We start from the raw sequence: 13,378 nt of genomic DNA, 5'->3' as shown, positions 1-13,378 counted from the left end.
AGTCGACAGATGCTACAACCTAAACGTACTAAGTTCCGTAAGGTTCAGACTGGTCGTAACCGTGGTCTCGCAAAAGGCACTGAAGTAAGCTTCGGCTCTTTTGGTCTTAAAGCTATTGGCCGTGGTCGTCTGACTGCTCGTCAAATCGAAGCAGCACGTCGTGCTATGACGCGTCATATCAAGCGTCAAGGTAAAATCTGGATCCGTGTGTTCCCAGACAAGCCAATCACTGAAAAACCACTAGAAGTTCGTCAAGGTAAGGGTAAAGGTAACGTTGAGTACTGGGTAGCCCAAATCCAACCTGGTAAGGTTATGTACGAAGTTGATGGTGTACCTGAAGAATTGGCACGTGAAGCGTTCCGCCTAGCGGCTCGCAAACTGCCATTCAAGACTACATTTGTAACTAAGCAGGTGATGTGATGAAAGCACAAGATCTACGCGAAAAGAGCGTTGAAGAGCTGAACTCTGAGCTACTGAATTTGCTGAAAGAACAGTTCAACTTGCGCATGCAAGCTGCGACTGGTCAACTGCAGCAGACTCATACTCTGAAAGCTGTACGCCGTGATATCGCACGTGTGAAAACTGTTTTGACTGAGAAGGCAGGCGCATAATGAGCGACAAAATTCGTACTCAACTAGGTCGTGTTGTTAGCGACAAGATGGACAAGTCTATCGTTGTTGCTATCGAGCGCATGGTGAAGCACCCTATCTACGGTAAATTCGTTAAGCGCACGACTAAAGTACACGCACATGACGAAAACAACGAGTGTGGCATTGGCGACACCGTTGAAATTCGTGAATGTCGTCCATTGTCTAAGACTAAGTCTTGGACTCTGGTGAAAATTGTAGAAAAAGCGAAGATCTAATCTCCACTCTTTCTCGCAAATCAGGCGGCTCCAATTATTTTTGGAGCCGCTTGTTTTTTGACTACCCAATCAAAAAAAAGGGTGGTACAATTCGCGTCCCTTTAAAGAGGCAGCCCGACCCGAGATGGGTCTAGTTTTTTTAATATTTAGCGGAGCACTAACATGATCCAAATGCAAACTATGCTGGATGCAGCTGATAACTCAGGCGCTCGCAGCGTAATGTGTATTAAGGTTCTGGGTGGCTCTCACCGTCGTTACGCCCACGTTGGCGACATCATCAAAGTTACTGTTAAGGAAGCAATTCCTCGCGGTAAAGTAAAAAAAGGTGATGTATTAAAGGCGGTGGTAGTTCGCACCCGTAAAGGCGTACGTCGTCCAGACGGTTCTGTCATTCGCTTCGACCGTAATGCTTGCGTTCTGTTGAACAACAACAGTGAGCAACCTATCGGTACACGTATCTTTGGTCCAGTGACTCGTGAACTTCGTAATGCGAAATTCATGAAGATTGTATCACTGGCTCCAGAAGTTCTGTAAGGAGCGGCAACAATGGCAGCTAAAATCCGTCAAAATGACGAAGTAATCGTTCTTGCTGGGAAAGACAAAGGCAAGAAAGGTAAAGTAACTAAGGTTCTGGCAACTGGTAAAGTTATCGTTGAAGGTATCAATCTAGTTAAGAAACATCAGAAACCTGTTCCTGCAATGGGTGTCCAAGGTGGCATCGTTGAGCAAGAAGCAGCGATCGACGTTTCTAACATTGCGATTTTCAACGCAGCTACTGGTAAAGCAGACCGCATCGGTTTCCGTTTCGAAGATGGTAAGAAAGTTCGTTTCTTTAAATCTAACAACGAAATCGTTTCTAACTAATTAGAAGTAATTTGGAGTTCTACTATGGCGAAACTGCATGATTACTACAAGTCGTCTGTAGTCGCTGAGCTGACCAAACAGTTCAGTTACACAAGCGTCATGCAAGTCCCTAGAATTGAGAAAATCACCCTCAATATGGGCGTTGGTGAAGCAATCAACGATAAGAAACTACTAGAAAACGCTGCGTCTGATATGGCGATCATCTCTGGCCAAAAGCCACTGATCACTAAAGCGCGCAAATCTGTAGCTGGTTTCAAAATTCGTGAAGGCTACCCAATTGGTTGTAAAGTAACCTTGCGTGGCGAACGCATGTGGGATTTCTTGGAGCGTTTGATTTCTATCGCTCTACCACGTGTACGTGACTTCCGCGGTGTTAACGGCAAGTCTTTTGACGGTCGCGGTAACTACAGCATGGGCGTTCGCGAGCAAATCATCTTTCCGGAAATCGACTACGATAAAGTCGATCGTGTACGCGGTCTTGATATCACTATCACGACTACCGCTGGTACCGATGAGGAAGGCCGTGCTCTGCTGGCTGCCTTTAACTTCCCATTCCGTAAGTAAGGTGAAGGGTTACTGTTATGGCTAAACAATCAATGAAAGCACGTGAAGAAAAACGTGCGAAGCTGGTAGCTCAGTTCGCTGAAAAGCGTGCAACACTGAAAGCTATCATCAGCGATGTAAACGCATCTGAAGAAGATCGTTGGAACGCGGTTCTTAAACTGCAATCTCTTCCACGTGATTCAAGTCGTTCTCGTCAGCGTAACCGTTGCAACCAAACTGGTCGCCCACACGGTTTCCTACGTAAGTTCGGTCTAAGCCGTATTAAAGTTCGTGAAGCTTGCATGAAAGGCGAGATTCCAGGACTTCGTAAGGCTAGCTGGTAATTGCCACTTAATCATTTGGAGTAAAGTTTATGAGCATGCAAGATCCGATTTCGGATATGCTGACCCGCATTCGTAACGGTCAGGCAGCAAACAAAGTTGCTGTAAAAATGCCTTCTTCAAAGCTGAAAGTTGCAATTGCTGCACTTCTGAAAGCAGAAGGTTATATCGCTGATTTCGCTGTTGAAGGCGAAGTGAAAGCAGAGCTGGAAATCACTCTTAAGTATTTCCAAGCAAAACCAGTAATCGAGCAAATCAAACGCGTTTCTCGTCCAGGTCTTCGTGTTTACAAGAAGAAAGACGAGCTGCCATCTGTAATGGGTGGTCTAGGCGTTGCTGTCGTTTCCACTTCCAAGGGTCTGATGTCAGACCGCGCTGCTCGTAAAGCAGGTCTTGGCGGTGAAATCATTTGCTACGTAGCATAATTAAGGAGTAGAACATGTCTCGTGTTGCTAAAGCACCTGTCGCTATTCCAGCTGGCGTAGAGGTGAAACTGAACGGCCAAGAGATCACTATCAAAGGTGCTAAAGGCGAACTTTCTCGCGTTTTCCACAAAGGCGTAGTGATCGCACAAGAAGACAACCAACTGACTTTTGGTCCACGTGAAGGCGTAGCCAATGCATGGGCACAAGCAGGTACTGCACGTGCTCTAGTTAAGAACATGGTTGTTGGTGTTACTGAAGGCTTTACTAAGAAACTCGTTCTGAAGGGTGTTGGTTACCGTGCTGCTATGAAAGGCAACGCTGTAGGCCTGACTCTGGGTTTCTCTCACCCTGTTGAGCACGAGCTGCCAGCGGGTGTTAAAGCAGAATGTCCAAGCCAAACTGAAATTGTCCTAACTGGTTGCGACAAGCAAGTAGTTGGTCAAGTTGCGGCTGACATTCGTTCTTACCGCGCGCCTGAGCCTTACAAAGGCAAAGGTATTCGTTACGCAGATGAAAATGTGCGTAGTAAAGAAGCTAAGAAGAAGTAAGGTAACACTATGGATAAGAAAGCATCTCGCATCCGTCGTGCTACACGTGCACGTCGTAAGATTGCAGAACTGGGTGCAACTCGCCTAGTAGTACACCGTACTCCTCGTCACGTGTACGCACAAGTGATTGCAGCTAATGGCTCTGAGGTTATCGCCGCCGCTTCTACTGTAGAAAAAGCGATCCGTGAGCAAGTGAAATACACCGGTAACATCGATGCAGCGAAAGCAGTGGGTAAAGCTGTTGCAGAGCGCGCACTTGAAAAAGGCGTAACTGTAGTTGCGTTTGATCGTTCTGGTTTCCAATACCACGGTCGAGTAGCAGCGCTAGCAGATTCTGCTCGCGAAGCTGGTCTGAAATTCTAAGGTAGGGTTGGAAGATGGCTAAAGAACAACAAGTTCAAGCGAATGATTTGCAAGAAAAATTAATCGCAGTTAACCGCGTTTCTAAAACGGTTAAAGGTGGTCGAATCATGAGCTTTACTGCACTGACTGTAGTTGGTGACGGTAACGGTCGTGTAGGTTTCGGTTACGGTAAAGCCCGTGAAGTACCTGCTGCGATCCAAAAAGCAATGGAAAAAGCACGTCGTAGCATGGTTACGATCGCGCTGAACGAAGGTACTCTTCACCACCCAGTGAAAGGTCGCCATTCGGGCTCTAAAGTTTACATGCAGCCTGCTGCAGAAGGTACTGGTGTTATCGCAGGTGGTGCGATGCGTGCAGTACTTGAAGTTGCTGGTGTACACAACGTTTTGTCTAAAGCGTACGGTTCTACTAACCCAATCAACATCGTTCGTGCAACGATTGATGCGCTAGTAGACGTTAAGTCACCAGAAATGGTTGCTGCTAAACGTGGTCTAACTGTTGAAGCGATTTCGGAGTAAGAACACATGGCAACTATTAAAGTAACTCAAACTAAAAGCTCAATTGGTCGCCTACCAAAGCATAAAGCTACACTGCGCGGTTTAGGTCTTCGTAAAATCAACCACACAGTAGAACTTGAAGATACGCCATGTGTTCGTGGCATGATCAACAAGGTTTACTACATGGTTAAAGTTGAGGAGTAATCATAATGTTATTGAATACTCTATCACCGGCTGCGGGTTCTAAACATGCTCCTAAGCGTTTAGGTCGTGGTGTCGGTTCAGGCCTTGGTAAAACTGGTGGCCGTGGTCACAAAGGTCAAAAGTCACGTTCTGGCGGCAAAGTACGTCCAGGTTTTGAAGGCGGTCAAATGCCTCTGAAACAACGTCTACCAAAATTCGGTTTCACTTCTCGTAAGAGCTTTGTGTCTGCTGAAATTCGTCTGTCTGAACTGGCGAAAGTAACTGGTGACGTAGTTGATCTGAACGCTCTGAAAGCGGCAAACCTTGTTACTAAAAACATTGAGTTTGCAAAAATCGTTCTTTCTGGCGAGATCAACAAAGCAGTGACTGTAAAAGGTCTACGCGTGACTAAAGGCGCTAAAGCTGCAATCGAAGCTGCAGGCGGTAAAATCGAGGAATAATCTCGAGGATTGAGGTACAGATGGCTAGAAAACCAGGACAAGATTTTCGTAGTGCTCAGAGCGGCTTAAGTGAACTAAAGTCGCGCTTATTCTTCGTAATTGGTGCACTTTTAGTATTCCGAGCCGGCTCTTTTGTGCCGATTCCTGGTATTGACGCTGCTGTACTTGCCGATTTGTTCGAACAGCAAAAAGGCACCATCATTGAAATGTTTAATATGTTCTCTGGTGGTGCTCTTTCGCGTGCATCTATATTCGCACTGGGCATCATGCCGTATATTTCGGCATCAATTGTTGTTCAGTTGTTGACTGTAGTTCATCCAGCGTTAGCGGAACTCAAGAAAGAGGGTGAAGCAGGCCGTCGTAAGATCAGCCAATATACGCGCTACGGCACGCTTGTACTTGCAACATTCCAAGCAATTGGTATCGCAACAGGCTTACCAAACATGGTCAACAATCTGGTCGTTATCGACCAAACCATGTTTACCCTGATTGCGACCGTGAGTTTAGTAACCGGTACCATGTTCCTAATGTGGTTAGGTGAACAAATTACAGAGCGTGGAATTGGAAACGGTATTTCGATACTGATTTTCGCAGGTATTGTTGCTGGATTGCCTAAGGCGATCGGTCAAACAATCGAGCAAGCGCGTCAAGGTGAACTGCATGTACTTCTTCTGCTGTTAATCGCAGTACTCGCTTTTGCTGTGATTTACTTCGTTGTTTTCATGGAGCGTGGTCAACGTCGTATCGTTGTTAACTACGCGAAGCGTCAACAAGGTCGTAAAGTGTTCGCAGCACAAAGCACTCACTTGCCGTTGAAAATCAACATGGCTGGTGTGATTCCTGCGATTTTTGCGTCAAGCATTATCCTGTTCCCAGGAACATTGGCGCAGTGGTTTGGTCAGAACGGTGAAAGCAGCACATTCGGTTGGCTAACTGATGTGTCTTTGGCTTTGAGCCCAGGCCAGCCTCTGTATGTAATGCTTTATGCAGCGGCGATTATCTTCTTCTGTTTCTTCTATACCGCGTTGGTGTTTAACCCGCGTGAAACAGCAGATAACTTGAAGAAGTCTGGTGCATTCGTACCCGGTATCCGCCCAGGTGAACAGACAGCGAAATACATCGATAAAGTAATGACACGTTTAACCCTCGCGGGCGCACTGTATATTACTTTTATCTGTCTGATCCCTGAGTTCATGATGGTCGCGTGGAACGTACGTTTCTACTTTGGCGGCACATCACTACTGATTGTAGTTGTCGTGATCATGGACTTTATGGCACAGGTACAGACCCATTTGATGTCTCATCAATATGAGTCTGTGTTGAAAAAAGCAAATCTGAAAGGCTACGGCCGTTAATACGGCAGGCAGTTCAGATAGATTTACGGAGTTTAGCAATGAAAGTTCGTGCTTCCGTTAAAAAAATCTGCCGTAACTGTAAAGTTATCAAGCGTAACGGTGTCGTTCGCGTGATTTGCAGTGAGCCAAAGCACAAGCAGCGCCAAGGCTAATTAGCAGAAATTTTTTACTTGAAAATTAAGGTAGTGTCGAGTATATTCCTCGGCCTACCTTTTGCGTGCAAAAGAAGTAGTATACCGCAACGTATCCTCGACGGGCTTTGTTGCGGGTAATTCTTTGATGAAAGTACTAGGAGTGCATAGTGGCCCGTATAGCAGGCATTAACATTCCTGATCATAAACATGCTGTAATCGCTCTAACGGCGATCTACGGTATCGGTAAAACCCGTTCAAAAGCTATCTTAGCTGATCTGGGTATTGCTGAGAGTGTTAAGATCAGTGAACTAACTGAAGAGCAGATCGATCAACTGCGTGATGGTGTAGCTAAGTACACTGTAGAGGGTGATCTACGTCGTGAAGTTTCCATGAACATCAAGCGCCTAATGGATCTTGGTTGTTACCGTGGTCTTCGTCATCGTCGCAGTCTACCACTACGTGGACAGCGTACTAAAACCAACGCTCGCACCCGTAAGGGTCCGCGTAAGCCGATCAAGAAATAATCGGGAAGGGTAGAGTACAATGGCTAAACAACCAACTCGCGCACGTAAGCGTGTACGCAAGCAAGTTGCTGATGGCGTAGCGCATATCCACGCATCTTTCAACAACACAATCGTAACCATTACGGACCGTCAAGGTAATGCTCTTGCTTGGGCTACCGCTGGTGGTTCTGGTTTCCGCGGTTCTCGTAAGTCTACTCCGTTCGCTGCACAGGTTGCTGCTGAGCGTTGTGCTGAAATGGCTAAAGAATACGGCCTAAAGAACCTAGAGGTTATGGTTAAGGGTCCTGGTCCAGGTCGTGAATCTACTGTTCGCGCTCTGAATGCAGCTGGTTTCCGTATCACGAACATCGTTGATGCTACACCAATCCCTCATAACGGTTGTCGTCCACCGAAGAAACGTCGCGTTTAACGTTTCTAGGAAGATTGGAGAAAGATCATGGCAAGATATTTGGGTCCTAAGCTGAAGCTTAGCCGCCGCGAAGGTACTGACTTGTTCCTTAAGTCAGGCGTTCGTGCGATTGATACCAAGTGTAAAATTGATAACGCACCAGGCGTACACGGCGCTCGTCGCGGTCGTCTGTCTGAATATGGCGTTCAGCTTCGTGAGAAGCAAAAAGTTCGTCGTATCTATGGCGTTTTAGAAAAACAATTCCGTAACTACTACAAAGAAGCTGCTCGCCTGAAAGGCAACACAGGTGAAAACCTGCTTCAGCTTCTGGAAGGTCGTCTGGATAACGTAGTTTACCGTATGGGTTTTGGTGCAACTCGCGCTGAAGCACGTCAGCTGGTTAGCCACAAAGCTATCCTAGTGAACGGTAAAGTAGTAAACGTTCCTTCTTTCAATGTTGCGGCTAACGACGTTGTTGCAATTCGTGAGAAAGCGAAAAAGCAATCTCGCATCAAAGCAGCTCTAGAAGTTGCTGAACAACGCGAAAAACCAACTTGGATTGAAGTCGATGTAAACACGATGGAAGGTACATTCAAGCGTCTGCCTGAGCGTTCTGATCTGTCTGCTGACATCAACGAACAATTGATCGTCGAGCTTTACTCTAAGTAAGGTTTAAACTAAAGAGAGGACACAATGCAGGGTTCTGTAACAGAATTTCTTAAGCCACGTCTTGTTGATATCGAACAAATCAGCACGACACACGCAAAAGTAACTCTTGAGCCGTTAGAGCGTGGTTTCGGCCATACTCTGGGTAATGCACTTCGCCGTATTCTTCTATCTTCAATGCCAGGTTGTGCTGTGACTGAAGTAGAGATTGAAGGCGTTCTTCACGAGTACAGCACCAAAGAAGGTGTTCAGGAAGATATCCTTGAGATTCTTTTGAACCTGAAAGGGCTGGCTGTTCGCGTTGCCGAAGGCAAAGATGAAGTGTTCATTACACTGAACAAATCAGGCTCGGGCCCTGTGGTTGCAGGTGACATCACCCATGACGGTGATGTAGAGATCGTAAACCCTGAACACGTAATTTGTCATTTAACATCTGACAATGCTGCGATCGCTATGCGTATCAAAGTAGAACGTGGTCGTGGTTATGTTCCAGCTTCTGCCCGTATCCATACTGAAGAAGATGAGCGTCCTATCGGTCGTTTGCTTGTTGATGCTACTTTCAGCCCTGTAGACAAAATTGCCTACTCTGTTGAAGCAGCTCGTGTTGAGCAGCGTACTGACTTGGATAAGCTCGTTATCGATATGGAAACGAATGGTACTCTTGAGCCTGAGGAAGCAATCCGTCGCGCAGCAACAATTCTTGCTGAGCAATTGGATGCGTTCGTAGATCTTCGTGATGTACGTGTACCTGAGGAGAAGGAAGAGAAGCCAGAATTCGATCCGATCCTACTGCGTCCTGTAGACGATCTTGAACTAACAGTTCGCTCTGCTAACTGTTTGAAAGCAGAAGCGATTCACTACATCGGTGATCTGGTACAGCGCACTGAGGTTGAGCTTCTTAAAACGCCAAACCTTGGTAAGAAATCTCTTACAGAGATTAAAGACGTGCTTGCATCACGTGGTCTGTCTCTGGGCATGCGTCTAGAAAACTGGCCACCAGCGTCAATCGCTGAAGATTAATCGATATTAGTTAGAAGGATTAGGTCATGCGCCATCGTAAGAGTGGTCGTCAACTCAACCGCAACAGCAGTCATCGCAAAGCGATGTTCAGCAACATGGCTAGCTCTCTAGTACGTCATGAAGTTATCAAGACTACTTTGCCAAAAGCGAAAGAGCTGCGTCGCGTCGTTGAGCCTTTGATTACACTAGCTAAGACTGACAGTGTTGCTAACCGTCGTCTAGCATTTGCTCGCACTCGTGATAACGAAGTGGTAGCAAAACTGTTTAACGAACTAGGTCCACGTTTCGCTGCACGTCAAGGCGGCTACACTCGTATTCTGAAGTGTGGTTTCCGTGCAGGTGACAAAGCTCCAATGGCATACATTGAGCTTGTTGATCGCCCAGAAGCTGCTGTTGAAGCTGCTGCTGAGTAATCAGTTCGTCATGCAATAAAAGAGCCGGGCTAGCCCGGCTTTTTTATTTCTGCTTTCTGCCTTATTTTGGCAAGTAAGGTGAGTCATTGACTTTTACTTGCACTCTATCTCGATAGGTTATGTGGTACTACTGCCACAGTTTGCCTAGCGACTCTAACAGGTTTTGGCTTGCACCTTGCTGTGTCAAATATTGCATTAAAACCGGTACAAATTGTTCGACCATGCTGGCATCCAGTCCTAATGTATTAAAGGCTTGGTTTACTTCTTTGCGTTGCAAAATGGTGCTGAGATTTTGATTAGGGATGAGTCCAGTCAATTCATTGAGGCTGGGAATTAGCTGATTTAGCTCATTGCTTTGATCAGCAGTAAGATTGTTTTGCGCTTGCGTGAGCAATGTTGCCACTCCGCCTCCCGCTTGTTGTGGGGAGAGTGGTAATTGGCTAGTAAATTGAGTGAGCAAATCTTGCGTCGCTTTGGATTGTGAAAGTGTTTGACCGACCAAACCAGCAAGGTCATCTGAGCCCAATGAGTTGAGTTTTGGAAACGCCAGTACAGACGTGCTGGCAAGAGTTGAGATTAATATAGCAGCAACGCGATAGTGCATGATCACTCTCCATTTAAAGCGCGTAACTATTTCCTACTCTTTGACGTTTCAGAGCAAAGTAGTAAGCAAAAAAGTCTATCCAAACTGTTTAAAGCGACGGGGACTCTCGATGAGCACTTCTGCTGTCACTTCAAATAGAAAGATAGAGTGTAATGAAAAAAAATATCCTCCGGCATAGCCGGAGGTTTTTCATATGCGCCTATAAGGCTTTCTTACAAGCAGCACCCTAACAGGCGCATTACGATCTGACATTTGCATATGACGATTAATTACGGCCCGTAAACGGGCTTCCTGCATATGGGATCGACAATTGCTCTCCCATTTTATCCTGCTCCAACTGATGCTTTATGTAGTTCTGTATCTTGGTCGTATTTTTACCAACCGTATCTACATAATACCCTCGGCACCAAAATTCCCGATTCCGATATTTAAATTTCAAATCTCCGAATCGTTCATAAAGCATTAGGCTACTTTTACCTTTCAAGTATCCCATAAAAGCTGAAACGCTCATTTTCGGCGGAATTTCTAAAAGCATGTGGATATGATCCGAACAGCACTCTGCTTCAAGAATGTTCACATTTTTCCATTCACATAGTTTCCTCAATATTTCTCCCACTGCTCTACGTTTTTCTCCGTAGAACACCTGACGTCGATATTTCGGTGCAAAGACTATGTGGTATTTACAGTTCCAGCGCGTGTGCGCTAAGCTCTTTTCGTCCCCCATTGGGACCCCCTTTCAATTTCTGTTTAACTCTCGCAGTTGCCAGACCGCAAGAGTGTTTTAACAAATTGAAAGGGGCTTTATAACTGACTTATAGCTGAAAGCTTTACGGAACCCCCAGCCTAGCTGGGGGTTTTCTCTATACAAAAAAGAGCGACCGTTAAGGTCGCTCTTTGTCACAATATTGCGAATGTGAAGACTGTGCTTACAGAATATCCAGCAGTTCTACTTCAAACACTAAAGCGGCGAATGGTGGAATAGCTGCACCAGCACCACGCTCACCATATGCAAGGTCTTGTGGAATATAGAGTTTCCACTTAGAGCCTACAGGCATAAGTTGTAGCGCTTCAACCCAACCGCGGATCACGCCTGTCACCGGGAATTCAGCGGGTTGACCACGAGAGACTGAACTGTCGAAAACGGTACCATCAACCAACTGGCCATGGTAGTGAACGCGAACTGATTTGTCTGCCGTTGGGATAGCGCCATTGCCTTCAACCAACACTTCATATTGCAAACCAGAGTCAAGAACCGTCACTTCTGAACGCAGAGCGTTGTCTTTCAGGAACGCTTCACCTTCAGACGCAGCTGCTTTTGCTGCTTCTTGGCGAGCTTCTTCAGCGCGCATGTGAATGGCGTGTAGTGCTTGGTTGATTTCATCGATAGAGATAGCTGGCTGTTCACCCACCAGTGCGGTTGCGATGCCTGCAGCAATGGCTGCGACATTCAGACCTTCTAGGCCACTACCTGCGAGTTGCTGACCCATTTGCAGGCCGATGCCGTAGCTGGCTTTTTGTTCTACGGTTTCAAATTTCACTTCAGACATAAAAGTCACTCTTGGTCGTTCAATAAAGGCGACAGAATAACAGGTTAGATCGTGTGATGAAACGTTTAGCCCTAAATCGCTTGACGGGTTTCGGTGTGACGTGTCGCAGAAAGTTCAGCGAAAAACATCAAGATTGTGTCAAGCTTTGGCTTTAAAGTTACTCGACTCTATACTCTAACCTCATGAATTTTTATACTGTGGGCAAGTAATTAAAGGACTTTGAACATGAACCGCCGCCACAAGAAGCCGCAGCAAACTGATTATCTTGCCCAAGTACAAGTGTACTGGCAGCAATTGGATTGGCCTCGATATCGCCAACAACTTCGCGAGCTTTGGTTGCGGCTCCCTCTGCGCCATCGTCGTGGCTTGATGGTGTTAACACCAGCGGTACTGGTTTTGATGGTGATCCCTCTGCCGGATAAGCAAGAAGCGGTGAACGAAGCCGCTTCGACACCGAAACGGATTGAGGTGGGGATGAATACTCAAAGCTTGAGCGAACAACGCACTCAAGCTCAAGCAGAACTCAAATCTTCAGCTTGGCAAGAGTACGTTGTTCGCCAAGGGGATACGCTGTCTCAGGTATTTCGCAATAACGAGCTGCCACTCACCGATATCAATGCCTTGGTCAAAGTGGAAGGTTCGGATAAACCATTGAGTCAAATCCAAGCGGGGCAACTCATCCGTTTCAAATTGGCTGAAAATGGTCAACTGGACATTTTGCAGCTGGAGCGCAATAACCAATCAGTGATGTTCTTCCGACTCTCTGACGGCGGTTTTGGGCGCAGTAAGTAATCCCCACCACTTCACTAACAGTGCACTCGGTAGTAAAGGCAGGATAATCATTCCTATGCCAAGCCAAGTTAGCGCATCTAAAAGCTCACCAAACCCAATTGCCCCAAAGGCAGCGACAAAGATTAGCCCCGAATATTCAGCCAGTGCGATTTGACTGGCTGGCGCTTTTTGATAGGCGGCAACAGCAAATCCGTTGTACAGCAAGATCAGGCCTGCGCTGGCAGCAATCCATAACCATTGGTTTAGGGTTAATGGTTGCCAATAAGCCGCTGCCAATAACCCTGAAATCGGTAATGAAAAAAGTGATGTCCACATCAATGTGGTGATCACGGGTTGGCGCTCTGGGATTGTGCGGGCCAGTAGGTTAAATAGCGCCAGTGAAAATGCTGTGCCTAGGGCAAACAGCGCAGCCCAATGGAACTGCGATGGTCGCAATACAATCAATACCCCGATAAATCCGGTTACTGTTGCCACTATCTTGCTACGGCTAGGCTTCTCTTTCAGAAATAAGATGGAAAGCGGCAACATGAGCAGTGGTGCGGCGTAAAAAACTGCATTGGCGGAGGCCAAAGGCAGATACGAAATGGCGACCACCATGCAACCCGCACCGAAAAGCACTAGGTGAGCGCGTACCCAAGTGACTTTAGGATCATGCAGTTGACGTAAGACTTTGGGTTGGCGTCGCCAAAGTGGCCAAATCAGAACAAATGCGAACAATTGGCGTAGAAACATGTATTGGAACGGCACCACCTCGCCTTGCAGCATTTTAACCGCCACATCAGAGAGTGAGGCCGCTAAGTTACCCAAGATCAGCAGCCACACGGCCAACGTTGCACGATTCATGA

At 46.5% G+C, this 13,378-nt stretch carries 25 protein-coding genes; 21 read left to right on the top strand and 4 right to left on the bottom strand.

Annotation, left to right across the window (positions count from 1 at the left end; all coding sequences use genetic code 11):
* Nucleotides 1-9 precede the first annotated feature (9 nt).
* From rplP to rplQ, 20 genes are all read left to right on the top strand, one after another.
* Entirely contained in the window at nt 10-420 is a 411-nt protein-coding gene (gene rplP / locus MKA69_RS02980; protein ID WP_000941216.1) for a 50S ribosomal protein L16, read from the top strand.
* On the top strand, nt 420-611 hold the full coding sequence (gene rpmC / locus MKA69_RS02975; protein ID WP_000647192.1) for a 50S ribosomal protein L29: 192 nt from the start codon (nt 420-422) through the stop codon (nt 609-611). The genes rplP and rpmC overlap by 1 nt, the downstream gene beginning before the upstream one ends.
* Nucleotides 611-865 (top strand): 30S ribosomal protein S17, encoded by a 255-nt coding sequence (rpsQ, locus tag MKA69_RS02970; RefSeq protein ID WP_001280802.1) that lies wholly within the window; start codon nt 611-613, stop codon nt 863-865. Before rpmC ends, rpsQ begins: the two co-directional genes overlap by 1 nt.
* A gap of 162 nt (nt 866-1,027) precedes the next feature.
* Nucleotides 1,028-1,399, top strand: a complete 372-nt coding sequence (gene rplN / locus MKA69_RS02965) for a 50S ribosomal protein L14 (protein ID WP_000615540.1) — start codon at nt 1,028-1,030, stop codon at nt 1,397-1,399.
* A 12-nt stretch (nt 1,400-1,411) separates the two neighbouring features.
* The gene (gene rplX / locus MKA69_RS02960) at nt 1,412-1,729 is read left to right on the top strand and encodes a 50S ribosomal protein L24 (RefSeq protein ID WP_000729176.1); all 318 of its coding nucleotides are present in this window, start codon (nt 1,412-1,414) and stop codon (nt 1,727-1,729) included.
* A 24-nt stretch (nt 1,730-1,753) separates the two neighbouring features.
* Nucleotides 1,754-2,293: a 50S ribosomal protein L5 gene (rplE, locus tag MKA69_RS02955; RefSeq protein WP_001096208.1), complete on the top strand. Its 540-nt coding sequence runs from the start codon at nt 1,754-1,756 to the stop codon at nt 2,291-2,293.
* Nucleotides 2,294-2,310: 17 nt separating this feature from the next.
* Nucleotides 2,311-2,616: a 30S ribosomal protein S14 gene (gene rpsN, locus MKA69_RS02950; RefSeq protein WP_001118926.1), complete on the top strand. Its 306-nt coding sequence runs from the start codon at nt 2,311-2,313 to the stop codon at nt 2,614-2,616.
* A gap of 29 nt (nt 2,617-2,645) precedes the next feature.
* A complete protein-coding gene (gene rpsH, locus MKA69_RS02945) occupies nt 2,646-3,038 on the top strand; it encodes a 30S ribosomal protein S8 (RefSeq protein ID WP_000062614.1) in 393 nt (130 codons plus the stop codon).
* A 14-nt stretch (nt 3,039-3,052) separates the two neighbouring features.
* A complete protein-coding gene (gene rplF, locus MKA69_RS02940; protein ID WP_000091925.1) occupies nt 3,053-3,586 on the top strand; it encodes a 50S ribosomal protein L6 in 534 nt (177 codons plus the stop codon).
* 9 nt (nt 3,587-3,595) lie between these two features.
* The gene (gene rplR, locus MKA69_RS02935) at nt 3,596-3,949 is read left to right on the top strand and encodes a 50S ribosomal protein L18 (protein ID WP_000358092.1); all 354 of its coding nucleotides are present in this window, start codon (nt 3,596-3,598) and stop codon (nt 3,947-3,949) included.
* Nucleotides 3,950-3,963: 14 nt separating this feature from the next.
* Nucleotides 3,964-4,467, top strand: a complete 504-nt coding sequence (gene rpsE, locus MKA69_RS02930) for a 30S ribosomal protein S5 (protein WP_001040926.1) — start codon at nt 3,964-3,966, stop codon at nt 4,465-4,467.
* A gap of 6 nt (nt 4,468-4,473) precedes the next feature.
* Nucleotides 4,474-4,650 carry a 50S ribosomal protein L30 gene (gene rpmD, locus MKA69_RS02925; RefSeq protein WP_000201159.1) on the top strand — a complete coding sequence of 59 codons (177 nt, stop codon included), beginning with the start codon at nt 4,474-4,476 and terminating at the stop codon, nt 4,648-4,650.
* Between the two features lie 5 nt (nt 4,651-4,655).
* Entirely contained in the window at nt 4,656-5,090 is a 435-nt protein-coding gene (rplO, locus tag MKA69_RS02920) for a 50S ribosomal protein L15 (RefSeq protein WP_000926114.1), read from the top strand.
* A 20-nt stretch (nt 5,091-5,110) separates the two neighbouring features.
* Nucleotides 5,111-6,445 carry a preprotein translocase subunit SecY gene (gene secY / locus MKA69_RS02915; protein WP_000101597.1) on the top strand — a complete coding sequence of 445 codons (1,335 nt, stop codon included), beginning with the start codon at nt 5,111-5,113 and terminating at the stop codon, nt 6,443-6,445.
* 38 nt (nt 6,446-6,483) lie between these two features.
* Nucleotides 6,484-6,597 carry a 50S ribosomal protein L36 gene (gene rpmJ / locus MKA69_RS02910; protein ID WP_000868186.1) on the top strand — a complete coding sequence of 38 codons (114 nt, stop codon included), beginning with the start codon at nt 6,484-6,486 and terminating at the stop codon, nt 6,595-6,597.
* Nucleotides 6,598-6,746: 149 nt separating this feature from the next.
* The gene (gene rpsM / locus MKA69_RS02905; protein WP_000090771.1) at nt 6,747-7,103 is read left to right on the top strand and encodes a 30S ribosomal protein S13; all 357 of its coding nucleotides are present in this window, start codon (nt 6,747-6,749) and stop codon (nt 7,101-7,103) included.
* A 19-nt stretch (nt 7,104-7,122) separates the two neighbouring features.
* Nucleotides 7,123-7,512 carry a 30S ribosomal protein S11 gene (gene rpsK, locus MKA69_RS02900; protein WP_001118870.1) on the top strand — a complete coding sequence of 130 codons (390 nt, stop codon included), beginning with the start codon at nt 7,123-7,125 and terminating at the stop codon, nt 7,510-7,512.
* A gap of 27 nt (nt 7,513-7,539) precedes the next feature.
* A complete protein-coding gene (gene rpsD / locus MKA69_RS02895) occupies nt 7,540-8,160 on the top strand; it encodes a 30S ribosomal protein S4 (RefSeq protein ID WP_000135214.1) in 621 nt (206 codons plus the stop codon).
* Between the two features lie 24 nt (nt 8,161-8,184).
* Nucleotides 8,185-9,177, top strand: coding sequence for a DNA-directed RNA polymerase subunit alpha (rpoA, locus tag MKA69_RS02890; RefSeq protein ID WP_001162087.1), 993 nt, complete (start codon nt 8,185-8,187; stop codon nt 9,175-9,177).
* A gap of 26 nt (nt 9,178-9,203) precedes the next feature.
* Nucleotides 9,204-9,590: a 50S ribosomal protein L17 gene (gene rplQ, locus MKA69_RS02885; RefSeq protein WP_001216360.1), complete on the top strand. Its 387-nt coding sequence runs from the start codon at nt 9,204-9,206 to the stop codon at nt 9,588-9,590.
* Nucleotides 9,591-9,717: 127 nt separating this feature from the next.
* Here the strand turns inward: rplQ and MKA69_RS02880 are convergent, their stop codons facing one another.
* The 3 genes from MKA69_RS02880 to MKA69_RS02870 form a co-directional block, all read right to left on the bottom strand.
* Nucleotides 9,718-10,194 carry a DUF2780 domain-containing protein gene (locus MKA69_RS02880; protein ID WP_000559374.1) on the bottom strand — a complete coding sequence of 159 codons (477 nt, stop codon included), beginning with the start codon at nt 10,192-10,194 and terminating at the stop codon, nt 9,718-9,720.
* Nucleotides 10,195-10,459: 265 nt separating this feature from the next.
* Nucleotides 10,460-10,918 carry an IS200/IS605 family transposase gene (gene tnpA, locus MKA69_RS02875; protein ID WP_055027481.1) on the bottom strand — a complete coding sequence of 153 codons (459 nt, stop codon included), beginning with the start codon at nt 10,916-10,918 and terminating at the stop codon, nt 10,460-10,462.
* 202 nt (nt 10,919-11,120) lie between these two features.
* Nucleotides 11,121-11,741 (bottom strand): FKBP-type peptidyl-prolyl cis-trans isomerase, encoded by a 621-nt coding sequence (locus MKA69_RS02870; RefSeq protein ID WP_000005599.1) that lies wholly within the window; start codon nt 11,739-11,741, stop codon nt 11,121-11,123.
* A gap of 225 nt (nt 11,742-11,966) precedes the next feature.
* Between MKA69_RS02870 and MKA69_RS02865 the strand changes: the two genes are divergently transcribed.
* Nucleotides 11,967-12,533, top strand: coding sequence for a LysM-like peptidoglycan-binding domain-containing protein (locus tag MKA69_RS02865; RefSeq protein ID WP_001081786.1), 567 nt, complete (start codon nt 11,967-11,969; stop codon nt 12,531-12,533).
* Here MKA69_RS02865 and MKA69_RS02860 read toward each other — a convergent pair.
* Nucleotides 12,483-13,376: a DMT family transporter gene (locus MKA69_RS02860; protein ID WP_055029225.1), complete on the bottom strand. Its 894-nt coding sequence runs from the start codon at nt 13,374-13,376 to the stop codon at nt 12,483-12,485. The genes MKA69_RS02865 and MKA69_RS02860 overlap by 51 nt on opposite strands.
* Between the last annotated feature and the right edge of the window lie 2 nt (nt 13,377-13,378).

The organism is Vibrio sp. AH4, assembly GCF_030710545.1.
In the GTDB taxonomy this organism is placed as follows: domain Bacteria; phylum Pseudomonadota; class Gammaproteobacteria; order Enterobacterales; family Vibrionaceae; genus Vibrio; species Vibrio metoecus.
The sequence above is the reverse complement of the archived record's forward strand: the minus strand, read 5'-3'. Positions and strand labels throughout refer to the sequence as shown.

Bases quoted from the DNA above. Each gene is read 5' to 3' on its own strand.
- rplF (WP_000091925.1), top strand. From the start codon at position 3,053: ATGTCTCGTGTTGCTAAAGCACCTGTCGCTATTCCAGCTGGCGTAGAG.
- secY (WP_000101597.1), top strand. From the start codon at position 5,111: ATGGCTAGAAAACCAGGACAAGATTTTCGTAGTGCTCAGAGCGGCTTA.
- rpsE (WP_001040926.1), top strand. From the start codon at position 3,964: ATGGCTAAAGAACAACAAGTTCAAGCGAATGATTTGCAAGAAAAATTA.
- rplR (WP_000358092.1), top strand. From the start codon at position 3,596: ATGGATAAGAAAGCATCTCGCATCCGTCGTGCTACACGTGCACGTCGT.
- MKA69_RS02860 (WP_055029225.1), bottom strand. From the start codon at position 13,376: ATGAATCGTGCAACGTTGGCCGTGTGGCTGCTGATCTTGGGTAACTTA.
- rpsQ (WP_001280802.1), top strand. From the start codon at position 611: ATGAGCGACAAAATTCGTACTCAACTAGGTCGTGTTGTTAGCGACAAG.
- rplP (WP_000941216.1), top strand. From the start codon at position 10: ATGCTACAACCTAAACGTACTAAGTTCCGTAAGGTTCAGACTGGTCGT.
- rplX (WP_000729176.1), top strand. From the start codon at position 1,412: ATGGCAGCTAAAATCCGTCAAAATGACGAAGTAATCGTTCTTGCTGGG.
- rpoA (WP_001162087.1), top strand. From the start codon at position 8,185: ATGCAGGGTTCTGTAACAGAATTTCTTAAGCCACGTCTTGTTGATATC.
- MKA69_RS02865 (WP_001081786.1), top strand. From the start codon at position 11,967: ATGAACCGCCGCCACAAGAAGCCGCAGCAAACTGATTATCTTGCCCAA.
- rplQ (WP_001216360.1), top strand. From the start codon at position 9,204: ATGCGCCATCGTAAGAGTGGTCGTCAACTCAACCGCAACAGCAGTCAT.
- rpmJ (WP_000868186.1), top strand. From the start codon at position 6,484: ATGAAAGTTCGTGCTTCCGTTAAAAAAATCTGCCGTAACTGTAAAGTT.
- rpsD (WP_000135214.1), top strand. From the start codon at position 7,540: ATGGCAAGATATTTGGGTCCTAAGCTGAAGCTTAGCCGCCGCGAAGGT.
- rplE (WP_001096208.1), top strand. From the start codon at position 1,754: ATGGCGAAACTGCATGATTACTACAAGTCGTCTGTAGTCGCTGAGCTG.
- MKA69_RS02870 (WP_000005599.1), bottom strand. From the start codon at position 11,741: ATGTCTGAAGTGAAATTTGAAACCGTAGAACAAAAAGCCAGCTACGGC.
- rpsH (WP_000062614.1), top strand. From the start codon at position 2,646: ATGAGCATGCAAGATCCGATTTCGGATATGCTGACCCGCATTCGTAAC.
- rpmC (WP_000647192.1), top strand. From the start codon at position 420: ATGAAAGCACAAGATCTACGCGAAAAGAGCGTTGAAGAGCTGAACTCT.
- rpsN (WP_001118926.1), top strand. From the start codon at position 2,311: ATGGCTAAACAATCAATGAAAGCACGTGAAGAAAAACGTGCGAAGCTG.
- rplO (WP_000926114.1), top strand. From the start codon at position 4,656: ATGTTATTGAATACTCTATCACCGGCTGCGGGTTCTAAACATGCTCCT.
- rplN (WP_000615540.1), top strand. From the start codon at position 1,028: ATGATCCAAATGCAAACTATGCTGGATGCAGCTGATAACTCAGGCGCT.
- MKA69_RS02880 (WP_000559374.1), bottom strand. From the start codon at position 10,194: ATGCACTATCGCGTTGCTGCTATATTAATCTCAACTCTTGCCAGCACG.
- tnpA (WP_055027481.1), bottom strand. From the start codon at position 10,918: ATGGGGGACGAAAAGAGCTTAGCGCACACGCGCTGGAACTGTAAATAC.
- rpsK (WP_001118870.1), top strand. From the start codon at position 7,123: ATGGCTAAACAACCAACTCGCGCACGTAAGCGTGTACGCAAGCAAGTT.
- rpmD (WP_000201159.1), top strand. From the start codon at position 4,474: ATGGCAACTATTAAAGTAACTCAAACTAAAAGCTCAATTGGTCGCCTA.